This is a genomic window from Cardiobacterium sp., assembly GCF_057314735.1.
Genome location: NZ_DBHKZK010000063.1, coordinates 41330 through 54585, shown reverse-complemented (window position 1 = coordinate 54585; position 13256 = coordinate 41330). Strand labels below are relative to the sequence as shown.

General features: G+C 61.5%; 16 protein-coding genes. 10 read left to right on the top strand and 6 right to left on the bottom strand.

What is annotated here, in order from left to right; genetic code table 11:
- From ACO54Z_RS09285 to ACO54Z_RS09240, 10 genes are all read left to right on the top strand, one after another.
- Positions 1–729 (top strand): ABC transporter ATP-binding protein, encoded by a 729-nt coding sequence (locus tag ACO54Z_RS09285; protein WP_485996757.1) that lies wholly within the window; start codon positions 1–3, stop codon positions 727–729.
- Positions 726–1874 carry a UDP-galactopyranose mutase gene (gene glf / locus ACO54Z_RS09280; RefSeq protein WP_485996756.1) on the top strand — a complete coding sequence of 383 codons (1149 nt, stop codon included), beginning with the start codon at positions 726–728 and terminating at the stop codon, positions 1872–1874. The genes ACO54Z_RS09285 and glf overlap by 4 nt, the downstream gene beginning before the upstream one ends.
- A 3-nt stretch (positions 1875–1877) precedes the next feature.
- On the top strand, positions 1878–2846 hold the full coding sequence (locus ACO54Z_RS09275; RefSeq protein WP_485996755.1) for a glycosyltransferase: 969 nt from the start codon (positions 1878–1880) through the stop codon (positions 2844–2846).
- A gap of 19 nt (positions 2847–2865) precedes the next feature.
- Complete coding sequence (locus ACO54Z_RS09270; RefSeq protein WP_485996754.1) at positions 2866–4221, top strand: undecaprenyl-phosphate glucose phosphotransferase; 1356 nt, start codon at positions 2866–2868, stop codon at positions 4219–4221.
- A gap of 137 nt (positions 4222–4358) precedes the next feature.
- Positions 4359–5372 (top strand): UDP-glucose 4-epimerase GalE, encoded by a 1014-nt coding sequence (gene galE / locus ACO54Z_RS09265; RefSeq protein WP_485996753.1) that lies wholly within the window; start codon positions 4359–4361, stop codon positions 5370–5372.
- Between the two features lie 64 nt (positions 5373–5436).
- Complete coding sequence (locus tag ACO54Z_RS09260) at positions 5437–5724, top strand: hypothetical protein (protein ID WP_485996752.1); 288 nt, start codon at positions 5437–5439, stop codon at positions 5722–5724.
- Between the two features lie 11 nt (positions 5725–5735).
- Positions 5736–6485, top strand: a complete 750-nt coding sequence (locus ACO54Z_RS09255) for a TatD family hydrolase (protein ID WP_485996751.1) — start codon at positions 5736–5738, stop codon at positions 6483–6485.
- Between the two features lie 5 nt (positions 6486–6490).
- Positions 6491–7246, top strand: a complete 756-nt coding sequence (locus ACO54Z_RS09250; protein WP_485996750.1) for a tRNA threonylcarbamoyladenosine dehydratase — start codon at positions 6491–6493, stop codon at positions 7244–7246.
- 31 nt (positions 7247–7277) lie between these two features.
- Positions 7278–7997 (top strand): hypothetical protein, encoded by a 720-nt coding sequence (locus ACO54Z_RS09245; protein WP_485996749.1) that lies wholly within the window; start codon positions 7278–7280, stop codon positions 7995–7997.
- Between the two features lie 7 nt (positions 7998–8004).
- On the top strand, positions 8005–9015 hold the full coding sequence (locus ACO54Z_RS09240; protein WP_485996748.1) for a hypothetical protein: 1011 nt from the start codon (positions 8005–8007) through the stop codon (positions 9013–9015).
- Between the two features lie 193 nt (positions 9016–9208).
- Here the strand turns inward: ACO54Z_RS09240 and ACO54Z_RS09235 are convergent, their stop codons facing one another.
- From ACO54Z_RS09235 to radC, 6 genes are all read right to left on the bottom strand, one after another.
- A complete protein-coding gene (locus ACO54Z_RS09235) occupies positions 9209–9526 on the bottom strand; it encodes a flagellar biosynthesis protein FlgH (protein WP_485996747.1) in 318 nt (105 codons plus the stop codon).
- A gap of 39 nt (positions 9527–9565) precedes the next feature.
- Entirely contained in the window at positions 9566–9745 is a 180-nt protein-coding gene (locus ACO54Z_RS09230) for a hypothetical protein (RefSeq protein ID WP_485996746.1), read from the bottom strand.
- A 205-nt stretch (positions 9746–9950) separates the two neighbouring features.
- Positions 9951–10637 carry a hypothetical protein gene (locus tag ACO54Z_RS09225; RefSeq protein ID WP_485996745.1) on the bottom strand — a complete coding sequence of 229 codons (687 nt, stop codon included), beginning with the start codon at positions 10635–10637 and terminating at the stop codon, positions 9951–9953.
- Positions 10638–10976: 339 nt separating this feature from the next.
- The gene (locus ACO54Z_RS09220) at positions 10977–11543 is read right to left on the bottom strand and encodes a nitroreductase family protein (protein WP_485996744.1); all 567 of its coding nucleotides are present in this window, start codon (positions 11541–11543) and stop codon (positions 10977–10979) included.
- A gap of 127 nt (positions 11544–11670) precedes the next feature.
- Entirely contained in the window at positions 11671–12507 is an 837-nt protein-coding gene (locus ACO54Z_RS09215) for a response regulator (protein WP_485996743.1), read from the bottom strand.
- Positions 12508–12578: 71 nt separating this feature from the next.
- Positions 12579–13253: a RadC family protein gene (radC, locus tag ACO54Z_RS09210; RefSeq protein ID WP_485996742.1), complete on the bottom strand. Its 675-nt coding sequence runs from the start codon at positions 13251–13253 to the stop codon at positions 12579–12581.
- Between the last annotated feature and the right edge of the window lie 3 nt (positions 13254–13256).

The following is a 13256-nucleotide window of genomic DNA, read 5'->3' as shown; positions in this document are numbered from 1 at the left end:
ATGTATATCAGGGCAGACGATGTCTGCGTGACCTTCCCCGTATTCGACGCGCACCAGCGCTCCTTCAAGAAAACCGTGTTCAAGGCGGCCGCGGGTGGCGGCCTCAGCAGCTTCCGCAAGGGTTTTGCCGAAATTGAAGCGCTGAAACACATCACCCTCGACATCCGCGAAGGCGAGCGGGTCGCGCTCATCGGCCATAACGGCTCCGGCAAAACGACGCTGTTGCGCGTCTTCGCCGGGGTCTATGCGCCGACGTGCGGTAAGATTGCCGTTGAGGGCAGCGTGACCAGTCTTTTGGATGCGATGCTCGGCATGGACGGCGAGGCGACCGGCTTTGAAAACATCCGTATGCGCGGCCTTTTTCTCGGCCTCTCGCCGAAGCAAATCGAAGCCATCACTGACGAAGTGGTGGAATTTAGCGAGCTGGGCGATTTCATCAATATGCCGGTGCGCACGTATTCGAGCGGCATGGTGCTGCGTCTCGCTTTTTCCATCTCGACCAGCATCCGCCCGGAAATCATCCTCATGGACGAATGGATGAGCGTCGGCGATGAAGCCTTCCGGCAAAAGGCCGAAGCGCGGCTGATGCGTTTCATTGAAAACGCGGGCATTCTGGTTTTTGCCACGCACGACTTCAACCTCGCCAAACGCCTGTGTAACCGCATGATATTTCTGGAGCATGGCGAACTCATCCGCGAAGAAGCGAATATCCTGGAGACTCACCCATGAAAGAAAAAATCCTCGTGGTTGGCGCCGGTTTTTCCGGCGCTGTCATTGCCCGCACCCTGGCTGAAGCTGGACACGCGGTGGACGTCATTGAAAGCCGCGAACACGTCGCCGGTAACTGCTACAGCGCCCGCGATGGCGAAACCGGGGTGATGGTGCACGTCTATGGTCCGCACATTTTCCATACCGACGACGCCGAGGTGTGGGCGCTGATGCAGCGTTTCGGCGAGATGATGCCTTATGTGAACCGCGTCAAAAGCACGGTGGACGGGCAGGTGTACTCGCTGCCGGTCAATCTGCACACCATCAACCAGTTCTTCGGCAAGGCGCTGCGTCCGGATGAAGCGCGCGCCTTCATCAGTGAGCAGGCAGACAGCAGCATTGCCGAACCGCAGAACTTTGAGGAGCAGGCGCTGAAATTCGTCGGCCGCGCGCTTTATGAGGCCTTCTTCAAGGGCTATACGCAAAAACAATGGGGCTGCGAGCCGCGCGAACTACCTGCCAGCATTCTCAAACGCCTGCCGGTGCGTTTCAACTACAACGACAACTACTTCTTCCACCAGTTTCAGGGGATGCCGAAAGACGGCTACACTCCCATCGTCGCGGCGATGCTTGACCATCCGGCGATTAACCTGCGGCTCAACACCCACTTTAACCGCGCCGACAGCGCCGCCTACGCGCACACCTTCTACACCGGTCCGCTCGATGGCTACTTTGACTACCAACTGGGGCGCCTCGGCTATCGCACCCTCGATTTCGAGCGCTTTGTGACCGATGGCGACTACCAGGGCACGGCGGTGATGAACTATGGCAACGTGGAAGTCCCCTACACCCGCATCACCGAGCACAAACACTTCGCGCCGTGGGAGACACACGAAAAAACCGTGTGTTACCGCGAATACAGCCGCGCCTGCGATGCCGACGACCTGCCGTACTACCCCATCCGCCTCACCGCCGAACAACAACTGCTTGCCGACTACGTCCGCGCCGCGCAAGCGCTGGAAAACGTTACCTTCATCGGGCGGCTCGCCACCTACCGCTACCTCGACATGGACGTCACCATCCGCGAAGCGCTCGATGCGGCACGCGGCTACCTCGCCGCCCGTGAAAGCGGCGCACAGGTGCCGGTCTTTTATTGCGACATCTGACAGATGAACATCGTTGCCGTCATCGTCACCCACAACCGCCGCCACGCGCTGCTGCAAACGCTGGCGGCGACGCTGGCACAACCGTTCGCGGGCGTGGTCGTCGTTGATAACGCCTCGACCGACGGCAGCCGCGAATGGCTGGAACAATGCGATGACCCGCGCCTGCACCTGATATTGCACGACCACAACGCCGGTGGTGCGGGCGGCTTCGCCCTCGGCATGGCGGCAGCGCTGGAACACTTTAACCCCAACTGGTTGCTCTGCTACGACGACGACGCCTTCCCCGCCGCCGACACCCTGCGCCAATTTGCCGCCGCAGACCTTGACGACTGCGACAGCGTCGCCGCCGCCGTTTACTACCCCGACGGCAGCATCTGCGAAATGAACCGTCCCAGTTACAATCCTTTCTGGCACCCGCGCAAACTGCTGCGCACCGCGCTTGGCGTCTTCACCGGACGCGCCCGCGGCGCCTTTCACGTCACCGACAGCGCCTACCAAGGCGCAGAAGCGCTGCCCATCGACAGCTCGTCGTTTGTTGGCTTCTTCGTCCGCGCCGACTGGGTGCGCCGCCTACCGCTGCCGGAACCGGGGCTGTTCATCTACGGCGACGACGTCCTCTACACCCTGAACCTGACGAAACACGGCGCGCGCCACCGCTTCCTGCCGACGGTACGCTTCATCCACGACTGCTCCACCTTCCAGACGGCGCGGCGCGGCTACCACCCGCTGTGGAAAGCCTACTTCACCTACCGCAACGGCCTGCTCATCTACCGCATGGCAGCGGGCGTGTGGTTCTACCCCGTCGCCCTGCTGAAAGCGCTCCTCTGGCTCGCCGCCGTCCGTCATTACCGCAACAAACGCCGCTACCTGCGCCTCTGGTGGCAGGCAGTGCGCGACGGCATCCGCCAAGACCTGAGCCGCGACCCCGCGACCATCCTCCAACAATACCAAGACGATGCACCTGCACCCTAAAGCCGCACGCAACGGCGTCATGCCCTACATGCACTGGCTGGCCAAATGCGCCGACGGCGTCAGCATCTACCTCGCGGGCGTCATCACCTTCTGGGCGTACTTCGGCTACCCCATCTGGCAGTGGGAACGCTACCAATGGATGACCGCACTCTCCTCGCTACTCGGCGTCCTCGTCCTGAGCGGCTGCGGCGTGTACCGCTCCTGGCGCGGCGCCTTGCGCGCCCCGCTCCTCCTGCGTCTCACCCAGGCCTTCCTCTACCTCGCCGGAATGATTGCAGGCTACCTCTACCTCACCAAAGCGGGACACCACTTCTCCCGCCTCTGGTTCGGCATCTGGCTCAGTACCGCCTTCGCCCTCTGCCTCATCAGCCGCCTCATCGCCTACTGGCTGCTCAGCCGCCTGCGCGCCGCCGGGCACAACACGCGCAGCCTCGCCCTCATCGGCAACCACGCCACCTGCCGCGAAGTCTTCCGCTCCATCCGCCGCGATCCGCTCGCCGGCTTCGTCGTGCGACAAATCCGCCTGCTCGACGCCGACGAAGCACTCTTCAACGACGTCGAAGACGTGCGCCGCTTCGACCCCGCGCGCGACGGCGAACCGCCCTGCGACGAAATCTGGATCTGCCTGCCGCTGACCGCAGGCGACACCGTCGGCGACATCCTGGACGCCCTGCGCTACAGCACCGCCAACATCCGCTACATCCCCGACCTGCGCAGCTTCCGCCTCATCAACTACCAGGGCTCGTACATCGTCGGCCACTACGCGCTCGACATCAGCATCTCGCCGATGCACGGCCGCAAACGCCTGACCAAATGGCTGGAAGACAAAATCATCGCCAGCCTCGCCCTCATCCTGCTGTCGCCGCTGCTCGCCGTCGTCGCCCTGTGGATACGCCTCCGCGCGGGCAGCCCGGTCTTCTACCGCCAGGAGCGCGTCGGCTGGAACGGCGAAGTGTTTAACATCCTCAAATTCCGTACCATGCCGACCGATAACGAACAGCGCGGCGCGACTTGGGGCGGTGCGGGCGACAAACCCACCATCCCGCTGGGCCGCCTGCTGCGCCGCCTGAGCATCGACGAACTGCCCCAATTCTGGAACGTCCTCAAAGGCGAAATGTCGGTGGTCGGCCCGCGCCCGGAGCGGCCGCAATTCGTCGCCCAGTTCCGCAACGAAATCCCCGGCTATATGCAAAAACACATGGTGAAAGCGGGCATTACCGGCTGGGCGCAAGTGAACGGCTGGCGCGGCGACACCGACCTCGAAGAACGCATCAACTACGACCTGTGGTACATCGACAACTGGTCGCTGTGGCTTGACCTGAAAATCATCTTCCTCACCGCCCTGCGCGTCTTCCATGACCGCAATGCCCAATAACCCCCGCGCCATCACCCGTAGGGCGGGTCTTGACCCACCATAACCAAACACATTGAATTTCACGGTGGGGCAAGCCCCACCCTACAACAACACGCACACAACCAACCCCTCAAACCCACAACAACAGGAGACCACACATGATCCTCGTCACCGGCGGTGCCGGCTACATCGGCTCGCACACCGTCCTCGTCCTCTTGCAGGCAGGCCATGACGTCCTCGTCCTCGACAACCTTGTTAACAGCTCCGCCGAATCCATCCGCCGCGTCGGCGCACTGGCAGGCAAAACGGCGACCTTCATCGAAGGCGACATCCGCGACCGCGCCGCGCTCGACGTCCTCTTTGCCCGCTACCCGGTCACATCCGTTATCCACTTCGCCGGACTGAAAGCCGTCGGCGAAAGCGTCGCCAAACCGCTGCCGTACTACGAAAACAACGTCGGCGGTTCCATCACCCTCTTTCAGGCAATGGCGGCGGCGGAGGTGAAGCGCATCGTCTTCAGCTCGTCGGCGACCGTTTACGGCGAAGCGGGCGGCGAACGCGAATACCGCGAAACCCTGCCGGTCGGCGTGCCGAGCAGCCCCTACGGGCAAAGCAAAGTGATGATTGAGCAAATCCTGCGCGACACCGCCCACGCCGACAGTGACTGGTCGGTGGCACTGTTGCGCTACTTCAACCCGGTCGGCGCGCACGAAAGCGGCGACATCGGCGAAGACCCGCAAGGCATCCCCAACAACCTCGTCCCCTACATCTCGCAAGTGGCCGTTGGCCGCCTCGAACGCCTCTCCATCTACGGCAACGACTACGACACCCCGGACGGCACCTGCCTGCGCGACTACATCCACGTCATGGACTTGGCGGAAGGCCACGTCAAGGCGCTGCAAGGCATCGACGGCAAAACCGGCGTCTTCACCTGGAACCTCGGCAGCGGCACGCCGCGCTCGGTGCTAGACGTACTGCACGCCTACGAAAAAGCCTGCGGCAAAAAAATCCCCTACCAATTCGCGCCGCGCCGCGCGGGCGACCTGCCCGCCTTTTGGGCAAACCCGGACAAAGCCGCCGCCGAACTCGGCTGGCGCACCACGCGCAGCCTGGACGACATGGTCGCCGACACCTGGCGCTGGCAACAAAAAAACCCGATGGGGTATCGCTAAAAAACGCCCTCCCTCCCCCACGGGGGAGAGTGTGTGAAGCGAATAGTAGAGCCCCTAAAAACGCATGAGCGCCTCAGCCTTTTTCACCCTGTTACTGCTTGCCATGGCAGGCATCGCCCTCGTCCGCGCCTGGACGAATAACGACGAACCCGCGCGCGAGGAGTACAAACGCCCCAAGCGTGGCTGCCGTTCCCTCCGTGACTGGCTGAACGACGACACCCCGGCGTGCGCGGGCGAACCTACCCCAAACAAGAGCACAATCCCGCCGTCAGACGACACTCACAAAGACAAAGCAGACATCCTCTCAGGAATCTGGGGACTGCTGGAACTCATCTTCATCTGGTGGCGATAACCCGAAAACCCATGCCCCTCCGCTACACCGACAGCCATTGCCACCTCGACTGGTTCGACGACCCGGCAGCCATCACCGCCGAAGCCCAAGCCGCAGGCGTCGCCCGCATCGTCATCGCCGCGACCACGCGCGCGCACTGGGCGGACGTCGCCCGCTGCGCTGTTCTCCCCGGGGTGTACGCCAGCTACGGCCTGCACCCGCTCTACCAGGACGGACACCAAGACGACGACCTGCACGCGCTCGAAAGCCAAATCCAAAACCTGTCGACCGTTGCCATCGGCGAATGCGGCCTCGACTTCCTGAACGGCGACAGCGCCGCACAACGCGCCACCTTCGCCGCGCAAATCGACATCGCCCGCCGCTACCAATTGCCGCTACTGCTGCACGCGCGCAAATCGCTCGACGCCGTGCTGCACCTCTTGAAACGCGGCGGCAACCCGCGCTTTATCATCCACAGCTTCACCGGCTCGGACGCCCAACTGGCGCGCATCCTCGCGCAAGGCGGCTACATCGGCATCGGCGGCACCTCGACCTACCCGCGCGCCGCCCGCCTGCAACGCCAACTGGCGACCGTCCCCGCCGGGCGCTACCTGCTCGAAACCGACGCGCCCGACCAACCGCTCTGCGGCAAACAGGGCGCGCCGAACCGTCCCGCTTATACCGCCGACGTCGCCGCCAACCTCGCCCGCCTGCGCGGCGAGCCGCTCGCCGCCATCAGCGCGCAAAGCGAAGCCAACGCCAACACCTTCTTTAACTGGTAACAAAAATGCCCACACCCCACGCCCGCAGCCAAATCCTCATCGGCGCAGACGGCATCGACCGGCTGCGCCACAAAACCGTCCTCATCGCCGGCCTCGGCGGCGTCGGCGGCTACTGCGCCGAAGCCGTCGCCCGCGCCGGTGTCGGCCACCTCATCATCCTCGACCACGACACCGTCTCGCCCTCCAACCTCAACCGCCAACTGCTGGCGCTGCACAGCACCCTTGGCGCGAAAAAAACCGACGTCATGCGCGAGCGCCTGCTGGACATCAACCCCGAGCTTGAACTCACCGTGCACGACCGCTTCCTCCATCCTAGCGAGGCCGCCGACTACCTCGCCCCGCTCGCGCCGGACATCCTCGCCGACTGCATCGACTCCATCGCCTGCAAAGCCGCGCTCGTCGCCGCCGCACAGGCGCGCGGCATCGCCGTCATCTCAGCAATGGGCGCGGGCAACCGCCTCGACCCCGGCCACGCCCGCATCCGCCCGCTCAACCAAACCAGCGGCTGCCCGCTGGCACGCGAAATGCGCCGCACCCTGAAAGCGCACGGCGCCAGCCTCAACTACCCCGTCGTTTACTCCGACGAACCGCCGCGCCAACCGCTGCCACACCAACCCGTCGGCGGCGACACCCCCGGCCGCGCCCGCGCCGTCAACGGCACCATCTCCTATATGCCGGCGCTGTTCGGCATCCTGATGGCAGGCCACATCATCCAGACCCTGCTCGCCGAGCCGACACCCGCCACAAACGCAGTATCATAACCACCCGACCAAACACCCCCCGGAAAAACCGATGAAAACCCAACTTGCCCTGCTGACCGCCCTCGCCCTGCTCCTCACCGCCTGCGACCAGCCCGCCCCCAAAAACGAAAAACCCGCCGCCGCCCAAAACGACAAAACCACCGAAACCGACAAAACCCCGCAGCCGAACGGCGGCAGCAAAGCCGACAAACCCGCCACCGACACCAAAACCGGCGACAAAGCTCCCCAGCCAAACAGCGACAACAAAAACAACACCCCCGCCGCCGACACCAAAACCGGCGACAAACCCGCCGCCAGCGACAGCAAAACCGACATCCCGGCGGACAACAAAAACCAGCCCAAAGACGAGGCGCCCGCCACCCCTGCCCCGCCGCCCACCTACAAAACCGCCGCCGAAGCCCTGCCCTACATCCAGAGCCAACTGCCCTACGACACCCAGGAAAGCAGCTTCCGCAGCGTCACCCTCGACAACGACACCTACACCTTCACCGCCGTCGTCAAAGGCGTGGAAGACGCCGCCGCCTTCCGCGCCAGTCACGACATGGAAAGCCTCGCCAGCGCCTACCGCCAGACCGTCAAGCCCTACATCTGCGACCAGGAACCGCTGAAAAACCTCGGCGAAAAGAAAAAATACCGTGGCGTCCACTTCGACTACCAGGACGAACACGGCCAAAGCATCATGCAAATCGACATCGCCGCCAGCGACTGCACGGCAACCGCAGCGGGCGACACCACCTCCGCCCAAAAATAAACACACCATGCACCCGGCGCACGAACCCGGCGCACCCATCGCCGCTTACCAACCAGACAGCCTCGACATCTACGCCCTGACCGACAACGACTGCAACGACCCCATTACCTTTGACCCCACGCGCTATGCCTGGCACAAAACCGCCCGCCTCTGCGCCTGGCATGACGGCACACAAATGCACGAAAACACCGCCGTCCTGCACTGGCACATCCCGGCAGCAGAAAGACCCCTGCCCGCCGACGAAGCAACCGCTGACGCACGTCTGGAAGCAGCGCTGGACAACCATAGCGAGGCGGAAATCACCGCAGCCGTCTCCGACCTGTTCGCCTTCATGCAAGCAGCAGCGATTAACGACACGGACAACAAACCGCAGGTACGCCATGTCGCCTTGCCAGACCCGTATCCCCTGACCGATAACACCCTCTACCGCCTGCAAGTATTGCCGCACCGTACCAAGCCGGGCGACTTCCTCCTGCTCGCCGTTGCGACAGGCGATGATGCTCCCGCCACCTTACAACAACGGCGTGACACCCTTGCCGCCCGGCCACGCAGCACCTACCACGGCAACCCGCACGACGATGGCTTTTGCGGCACCAGCTGGTGGCACAACCCGCAAGGCGAAGCGCTGACAATCTACCTCGCCGCCGACCCCAACGACCCGTACCGCCCTGCGGGTGCCGCCATAGCCACACTGAACACCCTCGATGCCATCGGCACCGCCCTCTATGCCCCCATTGCCGCCTGCGCCCATGACCACATCACACGCCACTGGGACAGACTGCGCAAGCGCTACGAATGCATCACCTGCGATGACTACGACATCCTCATCAGTGCCATCCACAAGGAAGAAGTACCGCCCGCACCCGACCGGGAAACCATCTTGCGCGACCTCGTCATCGAAGAACTGCATATTGCCGCCGATGGCAGCGCTGAAGCCGTTGGATACTGCCATCTGGTGGAATACCGCATCAGCCTCAATGCCGACGGCACCCCGCGCGCCGCCTGCGACCTCGCCTGACTGCAACCAAGAGCGCACCAAAGATTCATGGCAGATTCTGGGCGGGCGTAGGATGTGTGGCGGCGTAGCAGACACGCACGCAGGAAAAACGGGGTACGCGCGTGCGTGCCTGTGGCACACATCCTATGAGCCTATACCTTTCAAAATGCCAAAAAAATCCCCGGCCATGCCGGGGATTTTTTCGCTTTGACCATCAGCGCCAAAGATAACTGCCACCGTAATAACCGCCGAGAATACCGGCGGCGGCGCCATAAACAGTGCTTTCGGCATCGTGGCCGATGGCGTTGCCGACGCCTGCGCCCACAGCGCCGCCCCAAAGGGCGTGATTGACTTCGTTCGGCTGTCTGGCGTAGTTACTGTGGCGACTGCCGATAATGTTCTGGCCAACGCTACTTGGCCCTTCCATGCCCATGGGTGCAGGTGCCTGCGTTTGCAGCGGCACATCATTGCGCGGCGGTGCGGCGCAGGCAGCAAGCAGGAGAACGGTGGCGAGCGGGATGAAAATTTTCATGGGAGATTCCTTGTAGTCAGGGGAAAAATTGCGGCGTTTTTACCATTGGTTGGCGTAGTTGACGTGACGGCTGCTGATGATGTCCCAGCCCAGGGCACTCGGCGTTGATGGCGTACCCAACGGCGCCGGTGCTTGCGCTTGCAGCGGCACATCGTTGTTTGGCGGCGCGGTACAAGCGGCGAGCAACAGGACAGTAGCGAGCGGGATGAGGGATTTCATGGGATTCCTTGTTGTCAGGGGAAATTGAAGCCAATTTTACCGTGTTTGCTGAAGGGATTGCCGTGTTTTCACCCGGTCGCAAGGTGTGGGAAGGCAGGTGATTGCTGTCGCTATACATTTGAAAATGGCGCACCTGAGTGCAACCTGTATTTCTTCTCAGTAAAAAACAGGCGTTGCGTGCCTTGCTGGATAACAATAGATGGTTTCATGGTTTATCTCCAATATTATGTGTAAAAAATTGTTCCTTATGCAAAGCTGGACCATCGCATTTCGGAGGAAGCAAATCGCTTCCAACGGACGAAAAAAAATGGCTATGTATCCAAAGTCGGGTTGGATAATAACTAGCAAATCTTTGTGAGACTGGCTCTTCAAGAGCATCAATTATGCGGTATCCAGAAAAAAATTTTATATTACTATCATTAGGAAAGTAATTAGCAGCATGAATATCCCAACTCATAAAAGAATATTCTGGAATTCTTAGATAACGACCAAATACCCAGCTTGAATAATCTAATTTTTTTACTATCGGCGTATTGGGAAAAGGACTAAAATCTCCAGGTATACAACTTTCTTGATTAATAAAAGAAAGCTCGCCTTCTTCCTTAAGGGAGGTGAAATAAGACCAAAACTTTCCATGCACCTGCTCACAAACCTGAGCGGCAGGAATCCTGGTACCATAGGCACGGTAAATCTCCAGCTCCTTGCATTCTGCATCCACATAAATACGCTCATAAAGCAGTTTATAATCATCTCCTAACTGCTGATGCTCCAAGTAAGGTTCAGCCGCACGCACCAATGAATCTTTCTCCATGGGAGACAGCACAAATATATGAAGAAGAATAAGGAGAATACCGCCCGCAATAAATATTGCAACCAAATGCCTTATCTTCATATAAAAAATCTCCCGAAGCACTCCCACGGACACGCCTGCCCGTAAGGGCGTTTTCCAGATTCTGCTTGTGCACTGCACCAGGTAGCGCGGTAGTGGTTTTGGCGGGGTGTCATTGTTGTCCTTCCTGCTTGAATTGGCTGCTGGCAAAAATGGATAACCAGATGTGGTGCGCGCCTGCTTCAGGCGAAATTTTGGGAGTTTTTTGCTTCATGAGACCTTCATCTCACTGTGCAGTCATCAACACGGATTATCCGCTGCCCTCGGCTCCCACGCGCAGGCTGACCAGCCATGTCCGCGCAAAACGACGCTCACAGCAGGTGTGATGTGAACGCGCCCTGGTTATTCATGCCAGACGACGACATCGGCAAGTGGCGGGCGCGGGCGTTCGGTGGCGGCTGCGGCGGGGGTGCCGAGGAGGATGAAGCCGAGGATTTCATCATTGGCGGCGACGTTGAGCGCGGCCTTGACGTCGGCGTCGTGTGCCGCCCACGAGCTGAGCCAGCAGGCGGCGTAGCCGAGCGCGTTCGCGGCGATGATGAGGTTTTGGCAGACGGCACCGCCGGAGAGGATTTGTTCGATGCGCGGCACGGTGGTTTCGCGGTTGATGCGGCTCGAGATCATCACCAAGAGCGGTGCGCGGGCGACGAAGCCGGTTTTTTTCGCGGTCAGGGTTTCGTCGGCGTCCGGTTTTTTCCGCGTCCAGATGGCAAGCAGGGTGGCGACGAGGCGCTCTTGCGCGGGTTTGCGAAAGACGTCGATGCGCCACGGGTTGAGGTTGCCGTGGTCGGAAACGCGGGTGGCCGCGCGCAGGATTTGTTCCAGTTCGGCGTCGCTTGGTGCGGGCTCCTGCATTTGGTTGGGTCGCAGTGAGCTGCGGCGCAGCAGGGTGTCAAGGGTGGGGTTCATGGGGGTCTTCTCGATTTTTTGCGATTTTAGCGATAAAGCGGGATGTCTGATGGTGGGGCAAGCCCCACCCTACAGCGCGGCTAATGAAAAACGCCACTGGCGTGGCGTTTTCGTAACGGGTGGTGGTTTAGCCGGTGAAGGCGGGCAGCAGTTGCCAGATGATGGCGACCAGCGCAATCAGCAGTGCGACGGCGCCGATGACGATGGAGATGGTGGCACGGCGGTCGCTTTCGGAAAGGCGGTGTTGCAGGTGCAATACTTCTTTGCGGTGCCGTTCGATTTCGCTGTTGACGCCTGCCTTGCCGTCTTCCACCGCACGCTGGGCGCGTTCTTGTGCGACGGTGAGCTGGCGCTCAAGGGTGTCAAGGCGGCGGTTGATTTCAACGGTATCGACGTAGGTGACGGCGAGCGGGATTTGTTGTGCCGCTTGCGGTGCGGGCGGCACGGCAGCCGGGGCGACGTAGGACGGGGTAGCGACGCCAAATTCGCCGTCGTCCACAGCTGTCGGACGAGGTGCCGGGGCGGGTGGCGGTGCAACGGGTGCCGGTTTGGGCGCAGGCGCGGGGGCGGGTTGTGGTGCCGGGGCGACGCGGACGCGGTCACGCAGCGCGGAAAGGAGGTGGTCGAGACGGCTGGCGTCGGCAGGTTTGGGCAGGTAGCCGGTGGCACCGGCATCGCGCGCGCGCTGACGGGCTTCTTCGGAGATGTCGCCGGAGTACATGATGACCGGCAGGTCGTGGGTGTCGGGGTCGGCGCGCAGGCGGGCGAGTCCTTCGTAGCCATCAATATCCGGCATCATGATGTCCATGAATACGATGTCGGGCAGGGTGTGGCGCGCAATCCAGTTTTCGCCATCCACGACGCTTTCGGCTTCTGCCACTTCGATGTCGTATTTGGCCAGCAGGCGTTTCAGGGTCAGGCGAGCCAGTCGTGAATCGTCCACAATCAGTGCGGTTTTGAGCATGTTAGTTATTTCCTGTCATCCATTGTAAGGCCGCGGCATTGTAGCGTTATTCATGGTCGCATTCCATAGAATTACCAGCCGCCGCGCTCGCGCATGGACACGATTTCGTTGCCGGCGACGATGAAGTGGTCAAGCAGGCGAATCTCCATCAGCGCCAGCGCGTTATCAAGGTAGCGCGTGGTTTCGCGGTCTGCGCGCGACGGCGTGGCGCTGCCCGCCGGGTGGTTGTGCGCGAGGATGACGGCGGCGGCGTGATGGTGCAGCGCGCTGGCAATCAGCTGGCGCACCGGTACGGATACTTGCGCCGCCGCGCCTGCTGACAGGCGCTCAAAGGCGATGAAGCCATGTTGTTGGTTCAAAAACAGCACGCCAAACGCCTCCAGCGCCTGCCCCTTGAACTGCATCAAGAGGTAATCGCGCACGTCTGCCGCCGTTTTGAACGACCACGACGGCTGCCGCATTTCCTCGCGCATGAAGCGCCGCGCCAATTCCGTTACCGCGAGAATCTCCGCCGTCTTCGCCTTGCCGAGACCGCGCACCGCCTGCAAATCGGCGGCGCGGCTGTTGAACAGCCCGACCAGCCCGCCGCGCACCCGCAGCAGTTCGCGCGAAAACTCCAGCACATTGCTGCCCTTGCTGCCGGTGCGCAGCAAAATGGCGAGCAGCTCATAATCGGCCAGCGCCTGCGCGCCGCTGTGTAACATCCGCTCGCGCGGCATATCCGTTGAGTTTGCAACCTCATCCATTAC

What these genes read in the sequence shown, in the direction of transcription:
- ACO54Z_RS09220 (WP_485996744.1), bottom strand. Translation starts at nt 11,543, where the DNA reads ATGAACCCCACCCTTGACACCCTGCTGCGCCGCAGCTCACTGCGACCC.
- ACO54Z_RS09235 (WP_485996747.1), bottom strand. Translation starts at nt 9,526, where the DNA reads ATGAAAATTTTCATCCCGCTCGCCACCGTTCTCCTGCTTGCTGCCTGC.
- ACO54Z_RS09225 (WP_485996745.1), bottom strand. Translation starts at nt 10,637, where the DNA reads ATGAAGATAAGGCATTTGGTTGCAATATTTATTGCGGGCGGTATTCTC.
- ACO54Z_RS09240 (WP_485996748.1), top strand. Translation starts at nt 8,005, where the DNA reads ATGCACCCGGCGCACGAACCCGGCGCACCCATCGCCGCTTACCAACCA.
- ACO54Z_RS09275 (WP_485996755.1), top strand. Translation starts at nt 1,878, where the DNA reads ATGAACATCGTTGCCGTCATCGTCACCCACAACCGCCGCCACGCGCTG.
- ACO54Z_RS09215 (WP_485996743.1), bottom strand. Translation starts at nt 12,507, where the DNA reads ATGCTCAAAACCGCACTGATTGTGGACGATTCACGACTGGCTCGCCTG.
- ACO54Z_RS09230 (WP_485996746.1), bottom strand. Translation starts at nt 9,745, where the DNA reads ATGAAATCCCTCATCCCGCTCGCTACTGTCCTGTTGCTCGCCGCTTGT.
- galE (WP_485996753.1), top strand. Translation starts at nt 4,359, where the DNA reads ATGATCCTCGTCACCGGCGGTGCCGGCTACATCGGCTCGCACACCGTC.
- ACO54Z_RS09285 (WP_485996757.1), top strand. Translation starts at nt 1, where the DNA reads ATGTATATCAGGGCAGACGATGTCTGCGTGACCTTCCCCGTATTCGAC.
- ACO54Z_RS09250 (WP_485996750.1), top strand. Translation starts at nt 6,491, where the DNA reads ATGCCCACACCCCACGCCCGCAGCCAAATCCTCATCGGCGCAGACGGC.
- ACO54Z_RS09260 (WP_485996752.1), top strand. Translation starts at nt 5,437, where the DNA reads ATGAGCGCCTCAGCCTTTTTCACCCTGTTACTGCTTGCCATGGCAGGC.
- radC (WP_485996742.1), bottom strand. Translation starts at nt 13,253, where the DNA reads ATGGATGAGGTTGCAAACTCAACGGATATGCCGCGCGAGCGGATGTTA.
- ACO54Z_RS09270 (WP_485996754.1), top strand. Translation starts at nt 2,866, where the DNA reads ATGCCCTACATGCACTGGCTGGCCAAATGCGCCGACGGCGTCAGCATC.
- ACO54Z_RS09245 (WP_485996749.1), top strand. Translation starts at nt 7,278, where the DNA reads ATGAAAACCCAACTTGCCCTGCTGACCGCCCTCGCCCTGCTCCTCACC.
- glf (WP_485996756.1), top strand. Translation starts at nt 726, where the DNA reads ATGAAAGAAAAAATCCTCGTGGTTGGCGCCGGTTTTTCCGGCGCTGTC.
- ACO54Z_RS09255 (WP_485996751.1), top strand. Translation starts at nt 5,736, where the DNA reads ATGCCCCTCCGCTACACCGACAGCCATTGCCACCTCGACTGGTTCGAC.